At 68.2% G+C, this 25,074-nt stretch carries 22 protein-coding genes and 1 pseudogene; 6 read left to right on the forward strand and 17 right to left on the reverse strand.

What is annotated here, in order from left to right:
- The 11 genes and pseudogenes from Van01_RS33965 to Van01_RS18395 form a co-directional block, all read right to left on the reverse strand.
- Positions 1-261 (reverse strand): DUF8189 domain-containing protein (locus tag Van01_RS33965; RefSeq protein ID WP_505745409.1); only part of this gene is annotated, 261 nt, incomplete at its 3' end.
- Positions 262-288: 27 nt separating this feature from the next.
- Positions 289-990 (reverse strand): annotated as a pseudogene (locus Van01_RS18350) (hypothetical protein); the annotation flags it as partial.
- 477 nt (positions 991-1,467) lie between these two features.
- Positions 1,468-4,557 (reverse strand): AfsR/SARP family transcriptional regulator, encoded by a 3,090-nt coding sequence (locus Van01_RS18355; protein WP_204008696.1) that lies wholly within the window; start codon positions 4,555-4,557, stop codon positions 1,468-1,470.
- A gap of 724 nt (positions 4,558-5,281) precedes the next feature.
- A complete protein-coding gene (locus Van01_RS18360; protein WP_204008698.1) occupies positions 5,282-5,890 on the reverse strand; it encodes a GTP-binding protein in 609 nt (202 codons plus the stop codon).
- Positions 5,871-6,248 (reverse strand): DUF742 domain-containing protein, encoded by a 378-nt coding sequence (locus Van01_RS18365; RefSeq protein WP_204008700.1) that lies wholly within the window; start codon positions 6,246-6,248, stop codon positions 5,871-5,873. The genes Van01_RS18360 and Van01_RS18365 overlap by 20 nt, the downstream gene beginning before the upstream one ends.
- A gap of 8 nt (positions 6,249-6,256) precedes the next feature.
- Positions 6,257-6,667: a roadblock/LC7 domain-containing protein gene (locus tag Van01_RS18370; RefSeq protein WP_204008702.1), complete on the reverse strand. Its 411-nt coding sequence runs from the start codon at positions 6,665-6,667 to the stop codon at positions 6,257-6,259.
- A 17-nt stretch (positions 6,668-6,684) separates the two neighbouring features.
- A complete protein-coding gene (locus tag Van01_RS18375) occupies positions 6,685-9,075 on the reverse strand; it encodes a sensor histidine kinase (protein WP_204008704.1) in 2,391 nt (796 codons plus the stop codon).
- Between the two features lie 287 nt (positions 9,076-9,362).
- Positions 9,363-10,262, reverse strand: a complete 900-nt coding sequence (locus Van01_RS18380; protein ID WP_204008706.1) for a terpene synthase family protein — start codon at positions 10,260-10,262, stop codon at positions 9,363-9,365.
- Positions 10,262-11,614: a cytochrome P450 gene (locus Van01_RS18385; protein WP_204008939.1), complete on the reverse strand. Its 1,353-nt coding sequence runs from the start codon at positions 11,612-11,614 to the stop codon at positions 10,262-10,264. The genes Van01_RS18380 and Van01_RS18385 overlap by 1 nt, the downstream gene beginning before the upstream one ends.
- Positions 11,615-11,825: 211 nt before the next feature.
- The gene (locus Van01_RS18390) at positions 11,826-12,917 is read right to left on the reverse strand and encodes a Gfo/Idh/MocA family protein (RefSeq protein ID WP_204008708.1); all 1,092 of its coding nucleotides are present in this window, start codon (positions 12,915-12,917) and stop codon (positions 11,826-11,828) included.
- A gap of 60 nt (positions 12,918-12,977) precedes the next feature.
- Positions 12,978-13,949, reverse strand: a complete 972-nt coding sequence (locus Van01_RS18395) for an aldo/keto reductase (RefSeq protein WP_204008710.1) — start codon at positions 13,947-13,949, stop codon at positions 12,978-12,980.
- 122 nt (positions 13,950-14,071) lie between these two features.
- On the opposite strand from Van01_RS18395, the gene Van01_RS18400 reads away from it, so the two are divergent.
- Positions 14,072-14,602: a MarR family winged helix-turn-helix transcriptional regulator gene (locus Van01_RS18400; protein WP_204008712.1), complete on the forward strand. Its 531-nt coding sequence runs from the start codon at positions 14,072-14,074 to the stop codon at positions 14,600-14,602.
- Between the two features lie 111 nt (positions 14,603-14,713).
- On the opposite strand, the gene Van01_RS18405 is transcribed toward Van01_RS18400, so the two are convergent.
- From Van01_RS18405 to Van01_RS18415, 3 genes are all read right to left on the reverse strand, one after another.
- On the reverse strand, positions 14,714-15,451 hold the full coding sequence (locus Van01_RS18405) for an SDR family oxidoreductase (protein WP_204008714.1): 738 nt from the start codon (positions 15,449-15,451) through the stop codon (positions 14,714-14,716).
- 94 nt (positions 15,452-15,545) lie between these two features.
- Positions 15,546-16,379, reverse strand: a complete 834-nt coding sequence (locus Van01_RS18410) for a helix-turn-helix domain-containing protein (RefSeq protein WP_204008717.1) — start codon at positions 16,377-16,379, stop codon at positions 15,546-15,548.
- An 8-nt stretch (positions 16,380-16,387) separates the two neighbouring features.
- Complete coding sequence (locus tag Van01_RS18415; protein ID WP_204008719.1) at positions 16,388-17,197, reverse strand: helix-turn-helix transcriptional regulator; 810 nt, start codon at positions 17,195-17,197, stop codon at positions 16,388-16,390.
- A 100-nt stretch (positions 17,198-17,297) separates the two neighbouring features.
- Between Van01_RS18415 and Van01_RS18420 the strand changes: the two genes are divergently transcribed.
- Both Van01_RS18420 and Van01_RS18425 read left to right on the forward strand, forming a co-directional pair.
- Positions 17,298-18,020 carry an SDR family oxidoreductase gene (locus Van01_RS18420; RefSeq protein WP_204008721.1) on the forward strand — a complete coding sequence of 241 codons (723 nt, stop codon included), beginning with the start codon at positions 17,298-17,300 and terminating at the stop codon, positions 18,018-18,020.
- Position 18,021: 1 nt separating this feature from the next.
- Positions 18,022-18,459, forward strand: a complete 438-nt coding sequence (locus tag Van01_RS18425) for an Atu4866 domain-containing protein (protein ID WP_204008723.1) — start codon at positions 18,022-18,024, stop codon at positions 18,457-18,459.
- Between the two features lie 95 nt (positions 18,460-18,554).
- On the opposite strand, the gene Van01_RS18430 is transcribed toward Van01_RS18425, so the two are convergent.
- The 3 genes from Van01_RS18430 to Van01_RS18440 form a co-directional block, all read right to left on the reverse strand.
- Positions 18,555-19,967 (reverse strand): endo-1,4-beta-xylanase, encoded by a 1,413-nt coding sequence (locus Van01_RS18430; RefSeq protein WP_239099151.1) that lies wholly within the window; start codon positions 19,965-19,967, stop codon positions 18,555-18,557.
- A gap of 599 nt (positions 19,968-20,566) precedes the next feature.
- Positions 20,567-20,788: a ferredoxin gene (locus Van01_RS18435; RefSeq protein ID WP_204008727.1), complete on the reverse strand. Its 222-nt coding sequence runs from the start codon at positions 20,786-20,788 to the stop codon at positions 20,567-20,569.
- Positions 20,785-21,987: a cytochrome P450 gene (locus tag Van01_RS18440; RefSeq protein WP_204008729.1), complete on the reverse strand. Its 1,203-nt coding sequence runs from the start codon at positions 21,985-21,987 to the stop codon at positions 20,785-20,787. The genes Van01_RS18435 and Van01_RS18440 overlap by 4 nt, the downstream gene beginning before the upstream one ends.
- A 214-nt stretch (positions 21,988-22,201) precedes the next feature.
- Here Van01_RS18440 and Van01_RS18445 point away from each other — a divergent pair, with 214 nt between their 5' ends.
- The 3 genes from Van01_RS18445 (at position 22,202) to Van01_RS18455 (ending at position 25,021) form a co-directional block, all read left to right on the forward strand.
- The gene (locus tag Van01_RS18445) at positions 22,202-22,753 is read left to right on the forward strand and encodes a hypothetical protein (RefSeq protein ID WP_204008731.1); all 552 of its coding nucleotides are present in this window, start codon (positions 22,202-22,204) and stop codon (positions 22,751-22,753) included.
- Positions 22,754-22,969: 216 nt separating this feature from the next.
- A complete protein-coding gene (locus tag Van01_RS18450) occupies positions 22,970-23,164 on the forward strand; it encodes a hypothetical protein (protein ID WP_204008733.1) in 195 nt (64 codons plus the stop codon).
- 69 nt (positions 23,165-23,233) lie between these two features.
- On the forward strand, positions 23,234-25,021 hold the full coding sequence (locus Van01_RS18455; protein WP_204008735.1) for a glycoside hydrolase family 15 protein: 1,788 nt from the start codon (positions 23,234-23,236) through the stop codon (positions 25,019-25,021).
- Positions 25,022-25,074: the final 53 nt, after the last annotated feature.

Consider the following 25,074-nt stretch of genomic DNA (forward strand, 5'->3'; position numbering starts at 1 on the left):
GGCGAGGCCGCCTTCGATGATTCCGCCGAGACTCTTCCAGTCACTCCAGGTGCCGCGCCACGTTTTTTGGTAGACGACACCTCTCGGGCTGCGGGCGAACACGTCGTACTGGCCGTCGTGATACGTCACCGCCGGAGTACCGGCCACCGTCCCACCGAGCGACTCCCAACCGAGCCAGCCCCCGGGTCGCCACGTGTTCTGACTCAACTGACCACTCGGACTGACACCGAACAGGTGGTACTCACCCTCAGCACGAACCACAGCCGGACCACCGACGTCGGTGTTCAGCCACTGGGCGACGGTCTCTCCGCGCAGAACGCTCAGCAGCGCCCTCTTGTTCTCGTAGCTCTCCACCTTGTCGCGATCTTCGCTCAGGTGGATGTGCCACACATGCGACGGGTCATCAGTGGAGGACGGCTGCCGATACCTGAAGTCCCAGCTCTCAACCTCAAGGTCGTTGTCGGTTTGGCCGAAGAACTCGCGCCAACCATTCATACGAGGGTCGTCCGGGTCTCGCCCCGACGCCAGCAGCCGGTTCGAGAAGCGGGCGATGTTGGAGAAGTTGGAAACTTCTGCGGTGACAGTCGACGGAAGATGCTGATCGGCGTGCGGGTCGGTGTCAAGCGAGCGCAGTGCACGGCTCTGGGCCTCGGGGAAGGTCCAGTCGTACGCGGCGGCCTTGTCCGACGGGCCACCCCGGTCTTCGGCATCCTGGACGGAGTAATCGTCTGGTTTGTTAGCCGCGCGGGTGTTGTGGTAGCCGTCCTTGTTGTTGTAGATCCCGCCGTCCTTACTTCCCGGTTGCAGCTTCAGGAGTTCCTGCATCAACCACCAGGAAGCGTCGGTAATTCGCGCCGGGTTGGGGTTGGCGGCGGCTTCCGCCGGAGTGGTCACCACGACCGCACCGGCAACGAGCATCGCGGACGTGACAATGACAGCGCCACGGCGGAGGCGATGCTCAGAACCGGACGGCGGCAGTGCCGACGCCATGGCTGGGATCAGCGTCGTCAATCGACGACGCAAACGTAGTTGCATTTATTCCTCCCCGTCTGGTGCCTGGCCGTCCGCTAGGCACCGAAAGATGGACATGCTCTGTGCGTGACAGTCACTGGCGGCGCTACAGCGGCTTGCGGCTGGTCGGTGATGGCTGGTTGTCAGCCGAGGATTCCGCCGATGGTTTTCCAGTCGCTCCAGGTGCCTTGCCAGGTTTTTGGTAGACGGTGCCGCTTGGGCTGCGGGCGAAGACCTCGTACTGGCCGTCGTGGTAGGTGCCGGCGATCACAAGTCAGCAACGTAGTGAGTCTCGGCGGCGTATCGGTTGAGAGAATGTTGTGGGCCCTTGCGAAAGTCCTGCGGTGGCCACAACTGCCTGAACTCTGCGGCGCACACCGCCCGACAGCGCCTACCGGACGGTGGATCTACCCGTCGACCTCGAACCCACCGGCCGGACACCGGGGCTCGTGCTCATCACCGAGCAGCGGGCCGCCGACGCTCCGCCTCGGCCAACCGCTTCTCCACCTCGAAGCGTTCGGGCATGTCGAGCTCGATCAGGAGTTTCAGGGCTCGTTGCCACAGCACCCGGGCGCGGTGGGGCTCAGTGGCGGCCAGGCAGCAAGCGATGCCGTCGAGAGACATTGCGATCTCCCGACGGTGACCGGTTTCTCGCACCAACTCCAGAGCATGCTCGAAGTGCTCACGTGCCGCCTGCACGTCACCAGAGGCGAGAGCCGCCCGTCCGAGCCCGTTGTGGGCGGCGGATTCGATACCCGGGATTCGCTTGTCCCGCAGCGCGGGGATGACCTCGTGGTACTTCTGCGCGGCCAGGTCTGGCCTACCCTTAGCGAGCTCGTTGGAGGCGAGATCGTTGAGCACCTCGCCCTCGCCCCACCCGGTGTCGAGGCGTCGATAGAGCAGCAGCGATGCGGTGAGGAGACGCTTCGCGTACCTGTGGGCGCCTTGGCGGGAACGGATGGAACCAATGTTGCGGAGAACGCCGGCCACGACCGCCTGGTCACCGTTCTCGACTGCGAGGAACAGCGCACGCCGTAGGTGCAGAAGTCCCTCTTCGTATCGCCCGGTGATCGCGTAGATCTCCCCGAGGCCACTCAACAGACGGGGAACGTCGGGGTCGGGTTCAACCGTGTCACGCAACTCCCGCAGCGCCTGCAACGCGTGCTCGACAGCCTCCGGATGTCGTCCGGCGTTCAAGTAGGCGATGCTCATGTTGCCGTGCAGAACTGCGAGCCATGCCTTGTTCCCGAGCCGCTGCCCCGCTGCCATCGCAGGCTCCAGGAAATCCAGACACCGCTGCGTCCGTCCCTGGCGGAAGTAGGCGGACGCCAGATAGTTGCCGCTCGCCGTGAGCGCCTCGTCGTCGCCAAGCTTCCTCGCAGCAGCCAGCGCCTGCTCCTGCAGGGCGATGAGCTCATCCAGACTGCCGGCGTGGTACAGGTAGCGCCAGCACACTCGCGCCAAGCGCCACACATAGTGATAGCAGCCGGTGTCCATGGCAAGGGCGACGGCCGCGGCCAGGTTCCTGCGCTCCACGGCACACCAGCTGGATGGCAGCGCACCGAGTTCTTCGACGAGGTCGGGGCGGCGGGGGGAACCGGGCGCGAAGAAGCGGCGACTCCTGACCGACTCGATGGACCGGCGGGCGACGTCGGCTGCGTGTAGATAGAAGTCCAGCAGACCCTCGACGGCGGCGTGTCGCTCATCATCGGTGTCCGTGGCGGTGCACAGCTCGAAGGCGTATTCGCGTACGAGGTCGTGCAGCCGGTATCGCCCGACTGTGGGTTCCTCGACGAGGTAGCTGTCGACCAGTTCGTCAAGTAGGTGCTGCGTCCGAGGCAGGGGCAGCCCGACCAGCGCCGCCGCGGCGCAGGCGTCGAAGTCGGCGCCGGTGTGCAGGCTGAGCAGGCGGAACACCCGGTGGGCTGGCGGCGACAGCTGCGCGCACGACAGCGCGAAGGCCGCCGCCACGGTGCGGGTTTCCGCGGTCAGCTCGGGAAGAGTCGGCCCGTCACCTCTCAGCCGTGCGGCCAGGTCGCCGACCCGCCAGTTCGGGCGGTGCGCCAGCCGAGTTCCGGCCAGGCGGATGGCCAGTGGAAGGTAGCCACATCGGTGCACGACCTCGGACGTCGCCGCCGGCTCCGCGGCCACCCGGTCGGAGCCGGCGATACGGGCGAGCAGTTCGGTTGCCTCCGCTGCGGTCATCAGCGGTAACGGCTCGAGTTGTACGCTGTCGAGTCCCAGTCGCCGGCGGCTCGTGATCAGCGTCAGGGAGCCGGGCGCTGTGGGCAGCAGCGGCGCGATCTGCGCCGAGCTTCCGGCGTTGTCCAGCACCAGCACCAGACGACGGCCGGACAACAGGGTGCGCCAGTACGCAACCCGTCCCTCGAAGTCCACGGGCAAGCGGTCCGGCGGGACCTCCATCTGCTGCAGCAGTGCGGACAGTGCGGCCCGGGGATCCATCGGATCTCGTGCACTGTGGCCATGCAGGTCGATGAACAGCTGGCCATCCGGATAGTCGTCCTGGAGCATCACCGCCAGCTGCACGGCCAAGGTCGTCTTGCCGCTGCCGGGCATGCCGTCGATGAGTTGCACCATCGTGGATCGCCGGTCCCCGGCACGTACCGCAGCGGCGACGCGAGCAATGATCTCCGAACGGCCGGTGAAGTCAGGCGCCTGCCGTGGCAGTGTCCGTGGTCGGTGAGTCACGGCGACGTCGGAGCCGGCGATGGTAGTGGGGCCGGCAGCGGGGGCGGAGGTCCCGGTCGCGCGAGGAGCGGGGACTGAAGTGACGGCATCCGTATCGGCCTGTAGCGGCTCACCCCGAAGAATCGAGAGGTGGAGCCGTTGCAGTACCGGACTCGGGTCGACGCCCAGCCCTTCGGCCAACTGTCGGCGAAATCCGGCGTACCTGTCCAACGCCTCAGCGCTACGTCCTGTGGCGTGCAGGGCGCGCATGAACACCTCGACCAACGGTTCGACGAGCGGGTGTTCGGCGGTCAGGCCGGTCAGCTGGGCGAGGACCTCCTCCGGGTTGCCCTGCCGCAGTTCGATACGCGCCCACTCCACCACGGCGTCGACCCGCTCCGCAGTCCAGCCCGCGCGTACCTGGGCAGCCCATTCGCCGGGCACCCCGGCCAGCGGCTGCCCGCGCCACAGCGTCAACGCCTCCCGGATCAGCCGGGTGCGGTCGACGTCGTTCAATCCTTGCCGGTCGCGCGCGGACTGAAGCAGTAGTCGAAACCGATGCCCGTCGATCTGCTCCTCGTCCACCCTCAACAGATAGCCACCCGGCTCACGGGCCAGTCGCGCGGACGTCGACGGTTCCGCGTCTGCCTGTGACAGCAGGTGTCTGACCCGGGAAATGTGCGAGTGCAGCACTCGACGTGCGTGCTCGGGCTGTTCCTCGCCCCACACCCGGTCGATCAGGGTCTCCACCGGAACGACGCGTCCCGCGTCGACGAGCAGCGCGGCCAGAACTGCACGCTGGCGCGGCTGCCCCGTCTCCAGCCGGTGATCCGCCGCCCACAGTTCAATCGGGCCCAAGAGTCGAAACTCCACAGATACCCCACTCGCTGGTCCTAGCCCGGCACCCAACCGATGATCGGCAGCCGAGCCGCGCGGATCGCCCCTGTCCCAGGGCCGCATCGCTGCCCGCTGGCGGGGCGCGGAGCGCGACCGCGTGCGCGGTCAGACGAGGTCGTTTCGAAGGGTGCCCACATCGCCGGACGGGCGACCCGCGCCAGGGTAGGCGTCACATCGCCGGACGGCGGCAACGGGAGCCGCCCGTGTGCGTTGTCGCAGCCGACCGCCGATGCCACAGAGACAGATCTGGATCAAACAGATCGATCTCCGACATGAGGGGAGCCTAGCAGCGCGGGCCACGCGCTGCTGACCGTCGCGGCATGCCCTGCATTCCCCGGAGGGCAGCACGGGGGCCGACCTGGGTGCCCTTCGGTGGCGCTCGTTGTCACGGTCCCCGTCCCAGGTGGGTGCGCCCCGGGGCGGGGACCGTTCGTGACGGACCACGCGCCGGTGTGCGATTGCAGCCACATTGATCCGGCGCCTGCGAGACCCCGTCGACCCCCGTCTCGGCGAATTCTCGCTCGAGCCTCGGCGTCGCCCGTCGATCAGAGTCTGCCTCGCGTGACGGCGGCGATGTTGATATTCCGTGCCATCTGTGGAGGCGCCCAGTGCCAATCCTGCCGGTCCTCGTCACTATCGGGGACATCCGGGCGCTCGTGGTGACGTGCCGCCCGGGGTATACCGCTCAATGGCCGACCGGCTCGGGTCTGCGGGTCAGCCCTTGCCTCTTCACGTGCTCGACCAGCGCTACGAGGACGTCCTTTGACGACTGCCGCTGCCGCGCGTCGCACAACATGACAGGCACTTCGGGGTCGAGGTCCAGGGCTAACCGCACTTCGTCGAGGCTGTATCGGCGGGCATTCTCGAAGCAGTTGACGGCCACGATGAACGGCAGCCGCGCGCGCTCGAAGTAGTCGACGGATGGAAAGCAGTCGGCAAGCCGCCGGGTGTCCGCCAGGACCACGGCACCCAGGGCGCCGATGGTGAGTTCGTCCCAGACGAACCAGAAGCGGTCCTGGCCCGGGGTGCCGAACAGATAGAGGACCAGTTCCTCGCTGATGGTGATCCGGCCGAAGTCCATCGCCACGGTCGTCGTCGACTTGGCCTCGACGCCGGAGATGTCGTCGACACCCACGCCCTGCTCGGAGAGGACCTCTTCGGTCCGTAAGGGCTTGGTCTCGCTGACGGATCCCACGAGGGTGGTCTTGCCTACGCCGAAGCCACCCGCGATGAGTATTTTGATGGCGGTGGGAAGGGTCGCTTGGCCCGTCCGCTCAGAGTTGACGTAGTCCATTGATGAGCGCCTCGAATACGCTGTCGTCGGGAAGGGTGGCGGCTTGGCGAGGGTCGTTGACCTGGACGAATCCCTGAGCGATCAGTCCGTCCAGGAGCACTCGGACGGTGCCGAGGGGCAGGCTGAGATGCGCGGCCACTTCTGCCAGTGCAAGCGGACGTTGGCAGAGGTGAATGATCTTGGCCTGCTCCGGTGCTATCCCCACCTCGGAGGGCGGGGCCGATCGGGTCGACAGGACTAGAGCGACCACATTGAAGCTGTTCGCCGGTTTGGCCCGCCCGCCGGTAACGGCGTATGGCCGGACCACCGGCCCGGCGGCGTCGTCTAACCAGACCGGTTCTTCGTCGGGCATCGTCATGGCGGCCCCTAGTTGTTGGTGTGCTGGCTCGGCCGGGTCGGTGAGGCGAGGAACTTACCGGCTCGCGCAACGACCATCGCCATTTCGTATGCGACAAGTCCGACGTCGGTGTCATCTGCCGCGAGGACGGCCAGGCATGCGTTGCTTCCGGCTGCGGTGACGAATAGGAACGACGACTTCATCTCGATGATGGTCTGTTGAACAGGCCCGCCACCGAACCGCTTGCTGGCGCCCTTCGCGAGGCTCTGGATGCCCGACGCCATAGCGGCCAGATGTTCCGCGTCGTCTCGGCTGAGTTGGGCGGAGGAAGCCATGAGCAGCCCGTCAGCGGAGAGCACGATCGCATGCTCAGCCTGCTTCACACGCCCGACCAGGTCGTCGAGCAGCCAGGCCAGATCGCCCGTGGAATTCTGCTGCACTTGCCCGTTCCTCTTTCTTACCGGTCGGTTTCGGCCGCGGACGTGTTGTCGGCGGCGTTGGGCTGCCCTTCATCGTCGGCGTCGACGAGACGTGCGGCGTCATCGCGCCCGCGGCGGGTGCCGGATTGGTAGGAGGCCATCATCCTGCGAATGTCGTCGGGGGATCGCCCCGCCTCGTCGTCGTCCGGTGCCTGTGTCTGGCCGGGGGACGAGTCCCGCAGTTGTCGCGCGATGTTGGCCTGGCGGACTCTCATGGGCAGCCCGTGCTCAGTGTGCTCGGTGTGTTCGGCGGCAGGTCCGGGTCGTTGCCGGGCGCTGGGCGCGCTCTTGGCCGGTCCGTCGGTGACGGTGGCGGCCGCGTCAGCGGCGGCGCGCAGCGGACGCACCGCCGGCAGTTCCATTGTCTCGCCATGCACAGGGGCGGGCTCGGCCACGGCGACAGAGGACTGCCGCGCGGTGGTGACGCGCTGGGTGTCGCCGGCGGCAACCGTCTCCCTGGACCCGCCCGCGGTGGGTGAGGGCGTGGCGCCGATCGGGTCGGCGGTCGTGACCAGGTCCTTGGGAATGAGCACGACAGCCGTCGTTCCACCATACGGTGACGGCTTCAGCCGCACCGCGATGTGGTGCTTGGCGGCCAGGCGGCTGACCACGAACAGTCCCAGCTTCTTGGCATCGGCGAGGTTGAACTCGGCGGCGGTGGCCAGTTCTGCGTTGGCGGCGGCGACATCGTCCTCGGCCATGCCGAGACCTCTGTCCTCGATCTCGATGGCGAAGCCGTTGGCCACGAGCTGCCCGCGTACCTCGACAGGGGTGCTCTTTGGCGAGAAGGTCAGGGCGTTCTCGATCAGTTCGGCGAGCAGGTGGATGATGTCACCGGCGGCCCGGCCGGCGAGCGCGACGGACCCGAATGGCATCACCTTCACCCGCGTGTAGTCCTCCACCTCCTGCACCGCGGCGCGGGCAACGTCCACCATCGGTACGTTGCGGCGCCAGCCTCGGCCGGGCGTCGCGCCGGAGAGAACAATGAGGTTCTCGGCGTTTCGCCGCATGCGGGTGGCGAGGTGGTCGACGCGGAAGAGGTCTTCGAGCTCGTCGGCGTCCTCCTGCCGGCGCTCCATCTCATCGAGGAGGGTCACCTGGCGGTGGACGAGGGCCTGGGTGCGCCGGGCCAGGTTCAGGAACACATCGCGTACGTTGCGGCGTAGCTCCGCCTGCTCGACGGCGGTACGGACCGCCGTCTCCTGGACGGCGTTGAACGCCTGGCCGACCTGCCCGATCTCGTCGGAGCCGAAGTCGAGAGGTGGCGCTTCGGCGGCGACGTCCACCTTCTCGCCGCGCTGGAGGCGCTCGACCACTGCGGGAAGCCGTTCGTCGGCGAGTTGGTGGGCCGCGTCACGGAGCCGCTGTAGTTGCGCCACGAGCGCGCGGGCGGTGGTGACGGAGACGATGATCGACGCGATGACCGCGAGCAGGCCCAGGCCGGCGGCCAGGACCAGCCGGACGATCACCCCGACCGCGACAGGTACGGCACGCTGCACCAGATTGTCGCCGCTGCCGAGAACCATCTCCTGGAGATGGGCCAGCGCGGCGTCGGTGACTTCGTTCCACTCTTCGAGGGTGACGGCCGGACGATTCGATCCGCTGGCATTGATCACACGATCCTCGAGCTGACGCAGGCTCCTGAACGCCTCACCGTTGACGACCTGGTTGAAGGCGGCCTGATCGGAATCGTTGAGCTCAGTACGGTCCGCGACGAAGCGCTGCGAAATGACCAGCTCGGTGAACCGGAACTGTTCTCCGGCGGTGATCCGAGTGGTGGCGAGCGCCCCGGTGAGCAGGGCGTCCTCCTGCGAAATGATCTCGCGGAGACGGTACAGCTCGATCAGGTTCCGGGTGTCCTGCTGAATCTCGGTGTCATCGAGCGTGCCGACGACATCGTAGATCGCGAACAGCGACTCGACGAGCGTGCTGTAGGTGTTGATGGTGCTTGCCCGGTCGATCGACCGGACGTCAATTGATGTCCGGACGGCGGACAGTTGATCAAGTTCGGCAATTGCGTCGTCGACTCGTTGTTCGGCCTCGCTGCCTGCCGTCAGGCGAGCCAGCCAGCTACGTGCCGTCGATTTGAAGGCCGTGGCGTTCTCGTCGACAGCCTGACGGGCGGCGTCGAGTGCGTTCTTCCGGTCGGTACTGGGACCGCCGAGGTATTCGACAGCCAGGCGTCGCTCGACTTGGAGGTCCAGCAGCAGCGGCTCGCTGGGTGAGACGATCTGGCTGTCGATCGCCTGGACGCCAAGGAGGTTCACGCCGTCTCGGAGGGTGACCCAGGCGGCGAATGCCCAGAGAGCGACGAGCGAGGCGAGGAGCGCGATGACCTTGGTGCGCAGATTGGCGCTGCGAGACCGCATTGAACCGTCCGATGCCGAGCAGAGGAACTTGTCGGCAGAGGCATGCCGACCAAGCCGCCGGTGTAGGCAGACCGACGCACGCTAGCAGTTATCTGACTATTGACTCAAGACCGTGACTAAGGGTTACGTCCACAAGGGATCGTGTGTTACGAGTCGAGTGCGGTGAGGCGTCACCGTCAGCCAGGTAAACGCATTCGGACCGGGAGGTCAGCGGCCTGCCGACGCGATGTCGGGGGGCCGGAACCGTGGCCCGAACGGCTGCGGTCGTCGCTGGACGTCGACAGTTGTCACCGGGGACCCCAGAAGTCGGTGCCGTGATAGAAGCCGGCCGTGAAACCGAGCACCCGCCGCAGGTACATCACCTGTTGCGGGCTGACCTCAGCCAGCGGGTCGAGCAGCTTCTGGCACCTGTCGGCAAGGTCGACCGCCTGCTGACGTACCTCGCTCTCGTCGACGCCCAACATCAGGATGTTCAGGTCGCCGGCCTTGACGTCACGCTTGTAGCTGGCCAGGTCGTTGACCAGCCGCAGCACCTTCTCCACCTCGTAGCTGGCCGTGGCCAGCGTGGCCAGGTGCTCCTCGGACTCCACCGCGCCGGTGGCGATCCAATGGGAGATGTTGACCCAGGTGGCGCCGTAGCCGGCGGCGTTGGCCAGATAGTCACTGGCGGACGGCAGGTCGGCGAGGCTCGTGCTCCGGGCTGCTCTCCACCGCCACTCCTGTAGCTCGGCGTCGAGCATGCGACGCAACTCGTCGCGCCACAGGTGACCCAGACGTGGGAAGAGGGGCGTAGCTGCCAGGTCGTCGCGGATGTCCGCCAGGAACTGCCCGAGCTGGTCGTCGTCGGCTGGTGCGGCGCCCGCTGCCACCGCGAGGCAGGTGGTGACAGTGGCTGCCGCTTCCTCCAGAGAGTCGATCTCAGAGTCGATCCGCCAATCCTCAGCAGTCACCCACAGCGAGGTGCGGTTCGCGGTGCGGAGTTCGGCGGCGCTGCACCAGGGGGCGATGAACGCTGTCGACAGGGCCAGGGCGCTCAGCATCGTCGCATCGACGGGAGGGTCGGGAAACAGCGCGGGATAGGCGGCGACCCGGTCCTGCAGGTCGCGTTGCCCTCTCGCGGCCACAGCACAGATCCGTCCCTGTTCCGCGGTCTGCTCAAGCGTGGCGGCCAGGGTGTCTGGGTGCATCAGTGGCTCCTACCGGCAACAGAGTGGTCGCGACGGGACGGGGTCAGCTCGACTCGACGACGTGGACGCAGGGACGCGGCGACCCGCGGCGCGGGCACAGTGGGGTCGGTGAGTGTGAAACGGAACCTACTGATCAAGGTTGCCACGATCAACAGCGCCTCCACGTTGAACAGATGTTCGCCGAGGCATCTGTGCATGCCGAGCCCGAACGGGTAGTACGCCTGACGACGGCCGGCTTCCGCCTCGGCGCGGCCCGGGGCGAAGCGCTCCGGGTCGAAGGACTCGGCGGTCGGACCCCAGAACGCCTTCATCCGCTGAGTGGCGTACGGAGAGAGGATGACTGTCGCGCCCCGGTCTATCCGCACTCCTCCGAGCACGTCGGGCCCCAGTGCGCGCCGAGGGACGATCCAACCCGCAGGATACAGACGTAGGAGTTCGTTGAGCACCATCTGGGTGTAGGTGAGCTGACGCAGGTGCTCCGCCCGCACCGGCCCGGCCCCGACAACCTCATCGATCTCTGCGTAGAGCCGATCTGCGACGTCGGTGTGGTTGGCGAGGACGGGCCAGAGCCACGTCAACACGACGTAGCTCGTCTCCGTGGTGACGGCCACCATCGACACCAGGTCGTCGCGCATCTGCCGTTCGGTGAGTGGCTGGCCGTCGCGTTGCGCGCGCGCCAAAGTCGACAACACGTCGTCGCCGTCGCCGGGCTGACGCACCGCGGCGCGGAGGACCGGCAGCAGGATGCCGTCGATCGTCTGCACGGAGCGGTGGAAGCGGCGGTCGCCGGGCATCGGAATCCACCACGGCGCGAAGGGGGCCAGCAGACGTGGTGCCATCGAGGTGACGATGTCCTCCTGCGCCGCCATGATGCGCAGCGCGTCGTCGACCGAGACCCGGGAGTCGAAGAACACCCGCATGATGGCGGCGCAGACGAGGCGGGACAGTTCCGTGCCGATGTCGACGACGCTGCCCGCTGCCGCGGCCGTGTCCAGCCGATCGGTGGCCTCGTCGATGGCCGCCGCCATGGTGTCGACGAGCGCGTCGATGCGACCTCGCCGGAACAGTGGGGCCAGGGTCTTGCGGGAGGCCAGCCAGGTGTCACCTTCGGCGAGGATCCCGTCGCCGACGAGTTTGCGGACCGAGCGCCAGAGTGCTGTGTCATCGCCCCGGGGGTAGTTGGCAGCCCGGTCCTGCAACACCTGCCGTACGTGATCGGGATGGGTCACCAGGTACGGGCTGGAAACCCCGAGCCCGAGCCGTACGACCTCGCCACCAGCCGCCTCACCGGCGTCCACAAGGGACTGATGCGCGTCGCGGAGGAAGCTCGGCAACGCCTTCCAGGCGGGCACACTCACGGGTCTGCCGGCTGCCGCTGCCTTCGGTGCCCCCATCGTGGACCCCTCCCTGTGGCTTGCCTTCGAAGTTGTCGAGTGCGCAACTTCCAGGACTTAATCCAGCCTCAGTGTGCAAGTCGTGAAGGCGGACTCGCAATGGGTGACGGCTTTGTCACTCGGCCTTGCGTCATGGCCCTCCGTCTGCAGATCCGCTGCCACGGCGCCGTCACTGCCGAATGCCGGTTCGCGCGGCTCGCTCGACTCTTTCGATCAACCGGCTGTTGTGTGCGGCGTGGCCGAACCCGGGGGTGTGGTGCGTACCGCTGGCGATGTCGCGTGCCAGGCTGGCGTACACCTCGCCCACGTTGATGGACGCGCCGGCCCAGATTTCGGCGGCCGTCGGGCCAACGCCGGTGGCGACAGGTCTGTCCGGCGCGGCGAAGTCCACGCTCGACGACAGCTTCAGGTCGCCGACCTGAACGCCCGCCGGATGATTGCCGGTCAGCTTCAGCCAGCCGTCCGACCCGCGAACTTCGAGGCTGAAGTGCGCCTCGGTGGCGGGCACACCGGCCAAGATCTGCACCCCGACGGGGGCGCCCGACGAGGTCTTGACGATGGCGTCGAGGTGATCCGGCACCTCCCGGACGGAGACCGTTCCGGTGTCTACCAGCTTCACCTCCGGCCAGAGCAGTTCCGTGCGCGCGTCGATCTCGGTGATGTCGCCGAGGACTGCCTCGACTAAGTCCAGGACATGGCCGGCTGCGATCGTCAGGAAGCCGGCGCCCGCTGCCGCCTTGTCGAAGTACTCGTACGCGCTCACCGACTCCGGGCCGTTTCCGAACGTCGTAGCGGTGACCCGCGCCGAGAGCAGTCGCCCGAGTCGCCCCGCTGCGATGAGCTCCGTAGCCCGGCGGACCGACGGGGTGAGCCGGCCCTGAAGGCCGATCGCGGTGTGCCGGGAGCCGGCCGCGTCGGCCATCTCCTCGGTCTGCGCAACTGTCGCTCCCAGGGGCGACTCCGAATACACGGCCTTGTTCGCGGCCAGCGCCGGTAGGACCAACTCCCGGTGAGCCGGGACCTTGACGGCCACCGTGACGAGGTCGATCGACGGATCGTGGATGAGTTCGAGCGGATCGGCGTACCAACGCTTGGCGCCGAAGGTCTCCGCGGCCTCGCGGGCGCTCTGCTCATGACGTGTGGCCACGGCGGCCAGGACGAACTGCGGCTGTGCCGCCAGTGCGGGGATGTGTGCCGCCCCGGCCCAGCTCGCCTTCGTGTCCGCGCCGATGATGCCGACGCGAATCACATTGCTCTGCATGATGTAGGGCTCCTTCATCGACGTGCGACCGCGGCGCGGCCACTTCGTGGTGTCGTGCTCTCACCCGTCGATCGCGGCCATGTCGGGCTCGGCATGGCGATCACCGCTTGCCGGTGTCAGGTTGTTCAGCCGGTCGATCTGGCCGGAGGTGAGTCGGATGTTGTCGGCGGCGCAGTTCTCCTCAAGGCGGTGGACACGCTTGGTGCCCGGGATCGGCGCGATGCCCTCGCCCTGGGCGAGGAGCCAGGCCAGGGCGACCTGCGCGGGCGTGGCCGCCACCTCGTCGGCGACGGCGCGGACCTCGTCGACGATGCGCAGGTTGCGCGTGAGGTTGTCGCCGGTGAACCGGGGGTTGGTACGCCGCCAGTCGGTGGCGTCCAGGCCGTCGAGGGAGCGGATGTCACCTGTGAGAAATCCGTGTCCGAGCGGCGAGTAGGGCACGAAGCCGATACCGAGTTCGCGCAGCGCAGGCAGTACTTCGACCTCAGGGTCGCGGGTCCACAACGAGTACTCCGACTGGACGGCGGCCACCGGATGCACCGCGTGAGCCCGTCGGATCGTTGCTGCGGACGCCTCCGAGAGCCCGATGTGGCGTACCTTGCCCGCAGCCACCAACTCGCTCAACGCGCCTACCGTCTCCTCGATCGGGGTGCCGCGGTCGACCCGGTGTTGGTAGTACAGATCGATGTGATCGGTTCCGAGCCGCCGCAGCGATCCGTCGACAGCCGCGCGGATGTTGCCAGGGGTGCTGTCCGGACCTGGTCGGCCGGTGTGGGACACGAGGCCGAACTTGGTGGCGAGAACGACCTCGTCCCGGCGGCCCCTGATCGCGCGACCCACCAGCTCCTCGTTGACGTACGGCCCGTAGACCTCGGCGGTGTCCAGGTGCGTGACGCCGAGGTCCAGCGCCCGATGAATGGTGCGGATCGCCTCGGCGTCACCACGGTCGGCGCCGGTGTAGTACCCCGACATGCCCATGGCCCCGAGACCGATGCGGGAGACCGCGAGTGCTCCCAGCGGTGTGGATTGCACGCACTTGTCCTTCCTGAAACGGATCATCGATTCGTGCTTCGAGGAGCACGTCGAACTTGACGCATCAAGTTCTACTCCGACGAACTTGATGCGTCAACATGCTGCCCGGTAATGTGAGTCCCGTGACCGAGGAGGAGGTGGCGGGGAAGCCCACGACGGCCGTTGCCGGGACGCGATGGCTGAGCCAGGATGAGCGGGCGGCGTGGTTGGCCAACTCAGCGCTCATGATCAGCCTGCCGGCGGCCCTGGACGCCCGGATGCAGCGCGAGTCCCAGCTGACCTTCTTCGAGTACATGGTGCTCTCGGTGCTCTCCGAGGAGCCGGATCACACGATGCAGATGAGTCGTCTCGCCGCCCGAACGTCGGCCTCGCTGTCCCGGCTGTCGCATGTTGTCGGACGGCTGGAGAAACGCGGGCTGCTCGCGCGGGCCCGCATTCCCGGCCCCGGCAGGCGCACCAACACGACTCTGACCGAGGCCGGTTACGAGGTGGTCGTGGCGGCGGCGCCGGGACATGTCGCGGCCGTCCGCGAGTTCCTGATAGATGAGCTGGAGCCCCACGAACTGGCTACGCTGAACCGGATCGGCACTGCCGTCGAGGCGGCGATCAACCGGGCCGCGGGGTCGACTTCGGTCGAGACGTCCGTGCCGTGACCGCCGGTCCGGCCCGGGTATCGTGCCCCTGCGCCCTGGCCTGACCTGCCCTGTCGAGCGGGGACGTGGAATCGGGGGCCGATGGTGCTCCTGCCCCGGGTGGGTTGGCGGTCAAACGATGCCACCGTTTGTGTAGATGACCTGACCGTTGACCCAGCGCGCCGGCCCGGCGAGGAAGGCTACGGTTTCGGCGATGTCCTCGGGCCTGCCCAGTCGCTCCAGTGGCGGCAGCGAGGCGAGGTGGTCGATCGTCTCCTGGCTCTTCCCGTTCAGGAACAGCGGTGTGGCCGTCGGACCAGGCGCCACGGTGTTGACTGTCACGTCCCGGCCGCGCAACTCGCGGGCGAGGATCAACGTCATCGCCTCCACCGCCGCCTTGGTTGCCGCGTACGCGGCATAGGTGGGGTGGGCGAGCTTCGCCACGCTGGTCGAGAAGTTGATCAGCGCACCGCCCGGCCGCAGGCGTCTTGCTGCCTCCTGGCTGACCACGAATGTGCCCCGCACGTTCGTGCGATGCATCCGGTCGAAGTCCGCCAGGTCGAACTCGGCCACCGGCGCCAGCAACATGATTCCCGCGGTGTTGGCCACCACGTCGACCCCACCGAACCGCCGCTCCGCCTCTTCGAACAGCGTCCGCACCTGATCGGGCTCGGCCACGTCCGCCGGGTGCGCGACCGCCGATCCGCCGCGGCCGGTCACCGCCTTTGCCGTCTTCTCGGCACGCTCGGCGTTGCCCGCATAGTGCACGACCACACTCATGCCGTCGGCGGCGAGTCGTTCCGCGATCGCACGGCCGATACCTCCGGACCCTCCGGTGACGATCGCGACGCGCGGCTGTGAGCGGGTCATGGTGCCTCCTCTGGGCTCGTTGCCTCCTTACTACCCCCGCCCACCGGCTGTGCGGGGCCCATTGTTGCGCGATGAGCCCCGGAAATTGCGGCGGTCACTGACGGAAGAGCGCAGGCGGTAGGCCGTACTCGGCGCGGAAGGCCCGCGCGAACTGGCCGCTGCTCCGGTATCCGCAGCGCAGCGCGATCGACGCCACGCTGTGCGGGGTACGCCGGAGCAACTCCGCAGCCGCTTCGAGCCGCATCCTGCGCAGGTACTGGTACGGGGTGAGCCCGGTTGTCAGCGCGAAGGACCGGATGAAGTGGAACTTGCTAACCCGCACCACCGCAGCGAGATCACCGACTGTGAGGTTGTCCCCGAGGTGCGCACGCATGTGGTCGGCGACCCGCCGGACCTGGGCAACGCTCAACGGAAGGGCAGCCGCGCGCTCGTTCCGGTGCCGTCGCGTCGGCTGCCCGGCCAGGTGCGCCAGGTGGGCGGCCAGACCCTGCGCCAGCGCGTCGGCGTACAGGGCGGGCGCACCTGTGGTCAGTGCCTCACCGAGGGCACGGGCGGACGCGGTGACGTACGGGTCCTCCAGGCTCAGCGCGTCGGGGAAGGCCACCCCCGCCGCCGCAGCCGGATCCAGCTGAAGATGCAGCGACTCCATGGCCTCGGGACGGGCTCCGTGCCACCGCAGCACGCTGGCGTTGCCCGGGGCGGTCACCCCGATCGACCCCGGCCGGTAGGCGGCGGCCCGCCACGAGGATCCGTGCCGGCTCTCGATGTGGTATCGCCCGCTGGTGACGAGCACGACGAGCAGGCCCTCGGCGGTGGTGACGAACGGCTCGGCAACGACCGGATCGACATACGTCAGCGCGCGCACACTGCGCCACCCCAGCGCATCGCTGGAACGGATCAGCCGTGACGGCAGCCCAGCTTCGACCACGATGCGTCCTACGCCCACCGGGCCGTTGCCAGGGCCTGCGCCGCAGGGCTGCCGGGCTCGGCCTGGTAGACGATGAGCTGTTGGCCGGACGCGCCGTCGACGGTGAACGACTCGTACGTCAGGGTCAGTTCGCCGAACTCGGGGTGGTGGAGAAGCTTCGCTTCGTGAGATTTGCCCCGTACGTCGTGTCGGGCCCACAACCGGCGGAAGTCCGGGCTCTTGAGGGACAGTTCGCCGACGAGTTCGGTAAGCCGAGGGTCGTCGGGCATGTTTCCGGCGGCGGCGCGCAACGCACCGAGGCTGGACCGCGCGACCTGGTCCCACTCGGGGTAGAACGACCGGGCCGTCGAGCTGAGGAAGACGAAGCGCACGAGGTTGGGTTCGTCATGCGCCAACACCTCGGCAAAGAGGGCACGCCCCAGCCGGTTCCCAGCCAGCACCTCCATCGTGTGGTCGACGATCAGCGCGGGCGTGTGCGCCCAACCGTCCATCAGCCGGAGCAGACTCGGCCGCACGGTGGCCCGGGCACTCCGGCGAGCGGGACGATGACCGGTCCGGCCCAGCAGGTGCAGGTGCGCCACCTCCTCCGGATCGAGCCGCAGGGTGCGGGCCACCGCGTCCAGCACCTGGCCCGAGGGGTGCCGTTCGCGTCCCTGCTCCAGCCGGGCGTAGTAGTCGGTGCTGACCCCGGACAGCTGAGCAACCTCCTCCCGCCGCAGCCCTGGCGTCCGACGCCGCCCCGACAAGGTCACCCCTGCCCGCTCGGGGCTGGTCATCTCACGCCGTGCCCGTAGGTATTCGCCGAGTGGGCTGCCCATGCACCAAGCCTAGTTCGGTCAGATTCCCTCGGCCTGGCGCAGCTATCCAGGACGCATCGCACCCTGCCTGACCGTCCGCCCGGCGCGGAGGGTGGACCGCATGGAACCCACCACGAAGGTCGTCCTGGTCACCGGCGCGAGCAGCGGCATCGGGGAGGCGGTAGCGCTGCGCCTCGCCGAGGAGGGGCATCAGATCGTCGCGGGCGCCCGACGCCAGGAACGGTTGGACGCCCTCGCGCGGCACCACGACAACATTCGCGTACGGCGACTCGACGTGACCGAGCGTGCTGATGTCGCAGCTTTCGTCGGCAGCGCGGTCGACGAGTTCGGCCGGGTCGATGTGCTCGTGAACAATGCCGGCGTGATGCCGCTGTCCCGGCTCGACGCAATGCTCGTCGACGAGTGGGACCGGATGCTCGACGTCAACGTGCGCGGCCTGCTGCACGGCATCGCCGCCGCCCTTCCCGTCTTTCACCAGCAGCGCGGCGGCCACGTGGTGACCGTCGCGTCAGTCGGCGCGCACGAGGTGGTGCCGACCTCGGCGGTCTACTCGGCCACGAAGTTCGCCGCGTGGGCGATCACCGAGGGACTGCGCCTGGAGGCCGATCCGAGCCTGCGGGTCACCACCATCACCCCGGGGGTGGTCGAGTCCGAGCTGGCCGAAACGATAAGCGACCCGGGCGCCCGTGCGGCGATGAGGGAATACCGCAGGAACGCGATCCCGCCCGACGCGATCGCCCGCGCGGTCTCCTTCGCGATCGCCCAGCCGGCGGACGTCGACGTCAACGAGATCATCGTGCGCCCGACCCGGCAGCGGGCCTGACATGCCCGGAACTGGACGCGGAAAATTGTCCGTAGCGGCGGCCGCCCTGTCCGCGACTGTGGCGCTCGCCGCCTGCGCCGTGGACCGTACGTCTACGGCACAGCCCGTACGGTCCACGGCGCAGGCGCGACCGCCGAGTTCCGAGACCACCCACCCGTACGTCGGGATGTGGGTGACGGCCGACCACCACATCCGACAGGAACTGTTGCCCAACGGCCGGTACGACGAGGCGCGTGGCGAACTGTCGAGCGCCTACACCGGCCGGTACGAGGTGACCGGCGACCAGATCAACTACTGGGACGACAGCGGCTTCACCGCCGACGGTCGTTTTGACGGCGACGTCCTGCACCACGGCGGCTACCTGTTCTATCGCGAGGGCAGCGCGGCCCACCAGCGGGCACGTGCCGCGCGCGAATCCGCCGGACCCCTTCCCTCGTAGCTCCTGGGCGGCGGCCGAACACCCGGGTGGGCTGTGCGCACGGTGTGGGCGGGCTCGGTGGTGTCGAGCCCGCCCGTTTTCCGGTGTCTGGTGGGTTATGCGATGGGTGTGAGTCGGAACTGCTGGTTGGTTTGTCCGTGGCAGTCGTAGAGCTGGATCTGGGCGCCGTTGATTGTGCTCCAGACGTCGAGGCATCGGCCGGACTGGACGCCGGTGATGGTGCCGTTGGAGTTGACGTTCCACTGCTGGTTGGTTCCGCTGTGGCAGCTGTAGATCTGGACGGCGGCGCCGTTGCCGGAGCCGGCGGCGTCCAGGCACATGTTGCCGTACACCTGTAGTTGTCTGTTCGCGGTGTAGGTCCAGGCCTGGTTGGTTTGCCTGTTGCAGTCGTAGAGCTGGACCCGGGTGCCGTTGTTGCGGGAGGCGTTGGGTACGTCGATGCAGCGGTTGGACTGGGTACCGACGATCTCACTCGCCGAGCCGGGCGGAGCGGTGGGGGTGGGTCCCGGCGTGGTGGGGGTGGGTCCCGGCGTGGTCGGCGTCGGCGTCGGCCCGGGGTCGGCGCTGTTCAATGCGTCGAGGGTGGCGGTGTACGCCTGCTTCTTGTTGCCGTTGTTGTCGAACAGCAGCGGGGTGCCGTACGAGCGCCACGAGTCGCTGTCCCGGATGCCCCACACGGTGATGCCGTTGCAGCGGGGCACGGCGAGGCAGTCGTTGACCACGCTGCGGTAGGTGTTGGCCTGCGTGGTGCCGGAGCCCTCGATGTCCAGCTCGGTGATCTGCACGTCCACGCCGAGAGCGGCGAAGCTGGACAGCGTGGTGCGGTAGTTGCTGTTGTACGCCGACTGGGCGTTGAAGTGCGACTGGAAGCCGACGCAGTCGATCGGCACGCCGCGCTGCTTGAAGTCCTGCACCATCCGGTAGACGGCCTGGGTCTTGGCCCAGGTCCAGTTGTCGGTGTTGTAGTCGTTGTAGCAGAGCTTGGCGCCGGGGTCGGCGGCCCGGGCGGCCCGGAACGCGGCCTCGATCCAGTCGTTACCGGTGCGCTGCAGGTTCGAGTCCCGCCGCGCGCCACTGTTGCCGTCCTCGAACGCCTCGTTCACCACGTCCCACGAGTCGATCTTGCCGCGGTAGTAGGTCGCTACCCGGGTGACGTGGTTGAGCATCGCGTTGCGCAACGCGGTGCCCGACATGTTCCGCATCCACTCCGGCTGCTGCGAGTGCCAGGCCAGGGTGTGACCCCGCACCTTCCATCCCCGGGACAACGCGTGGTTGACGATCCGGTCCGCGTTACCGAAGGTGAAGTTGTTCTGCTGCGGTTCGGTCGCGTCGATCTTCATTTCGTTCTCAGGAGTGACGCTGTTGAACTCGCGGTTCAGGATCGTCGTGTACGCGCCGTCGCTGAGCTTGTTGGCCGCCACCGCCGCGCCGAAGTACCGGCCGGACTGGTTCGCGGCGGCAGCGAGGGTGGTTTCGGCCGCCTGGGCGAGACTGGGCAGCAGCGACACGACGAGGACCGCAACTATCGCGGCGGTTCCGGAGGCAGAGAGTGTTCGAAGTCGACGCCTGGGACGGGTTCGGGAGCTCATGCTGATCCTTCACTTGGGCGGTGTGAGTAGCTCGGTCGCTGATTGCGGTGGGAGGCCGTACACGGATGGCGGCGACAGTCGATGTCGGGTCGCCGACCGGGGTCAGAGCCCATGGCAGGCGTCCGCCCGGAGGTGAGTCGGCTCTGGTCACCTGATCAGCAGGTAAGGGATTGGCCCGGTCGCCCTCGGGGTGGTGGTGGCGGTGTTGGGCTCAAGGTGCTGGATGTGTCACCTGTCAGGTGGTACGGCCTGATGGTCGCGTGAGGCGCCTCCCAGGACTCGGCCATCATGTTAGCGATCACATCGATCGATGACTTTAGGCTGGCAGAAGTATCGAGGGTTTTCAGCCGGTAGTTTCAGGCAACGTCCGGTACTTTTCGGCCGACGTTCGGCCCAGGGGTCTGGGATGCCTGGCCAGGTGGTAGATCAGTCCCGGCCCGGGTCAGCTCCTCACCCGACGAGATGAGTGGACTGTCGAGGCTGCCGGCGGGCGGCCGGTGACGAGTTCGGCGCTGGCGTCAGGCCGGGGCGATCAGGGCGTCATCGCCGCCGCGCACGGTGATCGCCTCGACCGGGCACGACTCCGCGGCGTCGATCACCGCGTCGGTCGGCTCGACGACCACCGCGATCGGGACGGCCAGGCCCGACTCCAACCGGAAGTGGCCCGGTGCCATGCCGACGCAGCCCCCCGAGCCGATGCAGCGCCCGGCGTCGACCTCGACGCGCCAGCCGGTGCTCACCAGGCCACCGGCATCCGGGCCAGCCCTCGGACGATCATCCCGCTCTTCCAGGTGAGCTCCGGCTCGGGTACGGCGATCCGCAGCTGGGGCAACCGGGTGATCAGGGTGCCGATGCCGACCTGCAACTCCATCCGGGCGAGCTGGGCACCCAGGCAGTGATGCACACCGTGACCGAAGCCGATGTGCGGATTGGTCTCGCGGCCGAGATCGAGTCGATCGGGGTCGGCGAAGACGGTCTCGTCCCGGTTCGCCGAGGAGAGCGAACCGATCACCGGTTCACCGGCCCGCACCAGCACCCCACCTACCTCGATGTCCTCGGTGGCGTACCTGGCGAACGCGGACGCGACCCCGAGCGGGACGTACCGCATCAGTTCCTCGATCGCGGTCGGTACCCGGGCTGGCTCTGCCCGGAGCCAGGCCAGCTGCTCCGGATGCGTGAGCAGGACGTACGCGAAGTTCGGCAACTGGGTGACTGTGGTTTCGTGGCCGGCGGCGAGCAGCCCGGCGGCGAGCTGCACGACCTCCTGCTCGGTGAACCGGTCCCGGTGCTCGTCGCGTGCCTGCACCATCGCGCAGATCGGGTCGTCGGTGGGCTCCCGACGCCGCTGCTGGACGAGTTCGCCGATGTACCCGTACAGATTGTCGAGGTACTTCTGGATCTGCTCGGGTGACAGCGAAGTGGTCGAGACGATCGCCTCCGACCAGACGTGGAACAGGTGCCGGTCGGCGAAGGGCACCCCGAGCAGCTCACAGATCACCTGGATCGGCAGCGGGGTGGCGAAATGCTCGACCAGGTCCACCGGAGGCCCGGCCGCCACCATGGCGTCGATCAGTTCGTCGACGATCTGCCGGGTGCGGGGCCGGAGCTGCTCGACCCGGCGGGCGGTGAACGCCTTGGCGACCAGCCGCCGCAGTCGGGTGTGCTCCGGCGGGTCCATGGACAGGATGCCGCCCTCGATCTGCCTCGGGGTGAGCCGCGGCTCGTCCCGGCCTACGCTGGCGGCCCGACTGAACCTCGCGTCGCCCAGGACGGTCCGCACGTCGGCGTACCGGGTGGCCAGCCACACCTCCTCGCCGAAAGGCAGCCGTACCCGGGTGAGCGGCTCGACGCGCCGCAACTCGGCGTAGAGGGGGTCGAGGTTGAGCCGATCAGGCGGGCTGAACGGGTACGACCGCGCGACCCCGGCGACGTCTGGCATTGGTCGACCCCCAGAGCAGACCGAATCATCCGCGAAGCAGCAGGATGATCAACCCATTCTGACGCATCGATGGCCGATAGTAGTGGAGAACATTGATCCGTACCAGTGCCCTGCCGTGGCGTAGCGGCCGTTCCGTTCGGACGGGCTGGTAGCCGGAGGCCGAGCCCGCCCGGTGCCGGTGAGTAGCGGGCGTGACCGCGGGTAACCCCTGGACATGGCGCGGTACACGAAGCCCGAGCTGCGGGAACAGCTCAAGGAAGAGATCAAGTCATCCGACCGGGGTGGTCGACCGGGTCAGTGGTCGGCCCGGAAGTCGCAGCTGCTCACCAAGGAGTACCAGAAGCGCGGCGGCGGCTACCAGGGCCCGAAGGACGACCGCCAGAAGTCTCTGCAGCAGTGGGGCGACCAGAAGTGGCGGACCAGGCAGGGCACCACCCGGGCGCGACACGACGGCGAAACCGACCGTTACCTGCCTGACCAGGCATGGAAGCAGCTTTCCGCGGAGCAGCGGCAAGCCACCGACGCCAAGAAGCGGAAGGCGTCGAAATCCGGCAGACAGTACGTCGCCAACACCGGCCCGGCCAAGCGCGCACGCCGGAACGCCGCAGCGGCCGTCTCGCTCACGGATCTGCCGGTCGCCGAGGCGGCCCGCCAGGTCCGTGACCTCGACACCGGTCAGCTCAGGGCGGCGCTACGCGAGGAACGGGCCGGTAAGGGTCGTAAGACGCTCATCCAACGCCTCCAGTCAGCACTCGATCGCCGCTGACCGGGCACCGCACAGCGGACCCTGTGCCGGGCGGCGGATATCGTTTTGGCTCCGGCGCGAGCGGGACGGACAGCAGGGCGGGTACTGTCGGTGTCGGCGGGCAGTCGTCCGCGATCGGGAAACCGCAGCCGGGCTGGTAACGGACGTCGGAATTCACGACGGTGCCCAGCGGTTCATTCCCGCGCCGCACAGGCGCTTCTCCTCAGAAGGATTCGCATGGCATCGAACGGCAATGACGGTTCGGCGTTGTTTCTCGCCGCACCCACCCCCGACGAGCCCACGGGTTCGGGCACGAGTGTCGACGGAAGTGAGGAAGCGATGCGGGCGCTGCGCCACCCGTTCGCGGTGGGCCCCGCTTCGGCGCGGCGGTCCACGTCCACCGCGGGTGAGCGCCTGGAGCAGCGCCACTGATCATTGCTCGGGTTGAGCCGCGTTACGCCGCGAGAGCGTAGCGGTCACCACCGCGGGTACCCGCGAGCCGTGGCTGTGATCAGCGACTACGCGCTGCTCGGTGACTGTCATTGTGCCGCACTTGTCTCCTCGGACGGGTCCGTGGACTGGTGGTGCCCGCCCAGATTCGACGCGCCGAGTGTGTTCGCGCGGCTGCTCGGTGCCACAGGTGGCCACTGGTCGATTCGGCCGCTCGGGCCGTACACGACAGTCCGTCATTACCTCGACGGGACGATGGTGCTCCGTACCGAGTTCCACACCCCGGACGGTGTGCTGCGCCTGACGGACGCCCTCGCTCTCGGCACCGGCGAACGCGGGCACGGGATCGGCTACACGTCCCCACACGTCCTGTTGCGGCAGATCGAGACCGTGGCCGGCACGGTGGAGGTGACGACCGAGGTCGCGGCGCGGCCGGAGTACGGGCTGACAAGCCCCTCGATCGCCGAGACGCCACTGGGGATCGAGATATCCGGCGGCAGCGACCGGCTGGTGCTGACGAGCGATCGTGACCTGACCGTCGACGGTCCAGTGGTGACCGGACGGTTCACCCTCGCCGAGGGCGACAGCGCGGTGCTCGCACTGCATCACCGCCGCGCCGCTGACCAGCAGATCGTGCCGCTGGACGGCCGTGTCGCGCTGCGCGACACCATCGCGGCCTGGCAGTCGTGGGATCGCATCCACCAGGGTTATCAGGGGCCCTACCGGGCGCAGGTGCGGCGAAGCGCCCTGGTGTTGCAGGCGCTGACGTACCAGCCGACCGGTGCGGTGGTCGCTGCGGCCACCACCTCGCTGCCGGAGGAGGTCGGCGGCGCGGCGAACTGGGACTACCGGTTCGCCTGGTTGCGCGACGGCAGCTTCACCCTCAAGGCGCTGTGGGTCGCCGCCTGTCCCGACGAGGCGCGCAGGTTCTTCGACTGGATGGCCGCGTCGATGGGGTCGGTGCGCGGGGCCGACCACGTGCCGATCATGTTCGGTGCTGCCGGTGAGCGTGACCTGACCGAGCACACCCTGGAGCAGTTGGCGGGTCACCGCGGCAGCCAACCGGTGCGGGTCGGTAACGACGCCTGGCAGCAGAAGCAGCTCGACGTCCTCGGCGAGGTGCTGGAATGTGCGTGGGTTCTGCGGGATCAGATGGCGGACCTGTCGCCCGCTGCCGCCGCGCTGCTTCGATCACTTGCCGACCGGGCGGCCGACACGTGGCGGCAGCCGGATGCGGGCATCTGGGAAGGACGTGAGGGCGAGCGGCACTACCTGACCTCGAAGCTGATGTGCTGGGTGGCCCTGGACCGGGCGGTCAAACTGGCCGGGGCGATCGACGCCGAGGCAGCGGTCCCGCGGTGGTCGAAGGCCAGGGACGAGGTACGCGCGGCGATCCTCACCGAGGGTTGGCACCCGTCGAGCGGGGCGTTCACCGGCGCGTTCGGCTCCGACCATCTGGATGCCAGCGTGCTCGGCATGCCGATTCTCGGGTTCCTGCCCGGCGATGACGAGCGGGTCCTCGGCACGGTACGAGCCGTCGAACGCGACCTCACCCGGGACGGCCTCGTGCAGCGCTGGACGGGAGCGGGGGACGAGGGGGCCTTCATCGCCTGCTCGTACTGGTTGGCGTCGGCGCTGGCCCTGGCCGGGCAGATCGACGCGGCCCGGCGGATCTTCGACAGCGTGACCGCCCGGGCGAACGATCTCGGCCTGCTGTCGGAGGAGATCGACCGCCGCGACGGCAGCCAGATCGGGAACTTCCCCCAGGCGCTGTCCCACATCGGCCTCATCAACGCCGCCTGGGTCATCGACCAGGTGGAATCCGGGGTCGGACGGTAGGGCGACACTGCGGTCGCGAGCCGGGGCGGGTGCCTGCCCGCCGGCCCGCGTGC

Source organism: Micromonospora andamanensis, from assembly GCF_016863495.1.
GTDB lineage: Bacteria > Actinomycetota > Actinomycetes > Mycobacteriales > Micromonosporaceae > Micromonospora > Micromonospora andamanensis.

Bases quoted from the DNA above. Each gene is read 5' to 3' on its own strand.
- Van01_RS18360 (WP_204008698.1), bottom strand. From the start codon at position 5,890: ATGGACTACGTCAACTCTGAGCGGACGGGCCAAGCGACCCTTCCCACC.
- Van01_RS18365 (WP_204008700.1), bottom strand. From the start codon at position 6,248: ATGACGATGCCCGACGAAGAACCGGTCTGGTTAGACGACGCCGCCGGG.
- Van01_RS18375 (WP_204008704.1), bottom strand. From the start codon at position 9,075: ATGCGGTCTCGCAGCGCCAATCTGCGCACCAAGGTCATCGCGCTCCTC.
- Van01_RS18380 (WP_204008706.1), bottom strand. From the start codon at position 10,262: ATGCACCCAGACACCCTGGCCGCCACGCTTGAGCAGACCGCGGAACAG.
- Van01_RS18390 (WP_204008708.1), bottom strand. From the start codon at position 12,917: ATGCAGAGCAATGTGATTCGCGTCGGCATCATCGGCGCGGACACGAAG.
- Van01_RS18405 (WP_204008714.1), bottom strand. From the start codon at position 15,451: ATGACCCGCTCACAGCCGCGCGTCGCGATCGTCACCGGAGGGTCCGGA.
- Van01_RS18415 (WP_204008719.1), bottom strand. From the start codon at position 17,197: ATGGGCAGCCCACTCGGCGAATACCTACGGGCACGGCGTGAGATGACC.
- Van01_RS18420 (WP_204008721.1), top strand. From the start codon at position 17,298: ATGGAACCCACCACGAAGGTCGTCCTGGTCACCGGCGCGAGCAGCGGC.
- Van01_RS18425 (WP_204008723.1), top strand. From the start codon at position 18,022: ATGCCCGGAACTGGACGCGGAAAATTGTCCGTAGCGGCGGCCGCCCTG.
- Van01_RS18440 (WP_204008729.1), bottom strand. From the start codon at position 21,987: ATGCCAGACGTCGCCGGGGTCGCGCGGTCGTACCCGTTCAGCCCGCCT.
- Van01_RS18445 (WP_204008731.1), top strand. From the start codon at position 22,202: ATGGCGCGGTACACGAAGCCCGAGCTGCGGGAACAGCTCAAGGAAGAG.
- Van01_RS18450 (WP_204008733.1), top strand. From the start codon at position 22,970: ATGGCATCGAACGGCAATGACGGTTCGGCGTTGTTTCTCGCCGCACCC.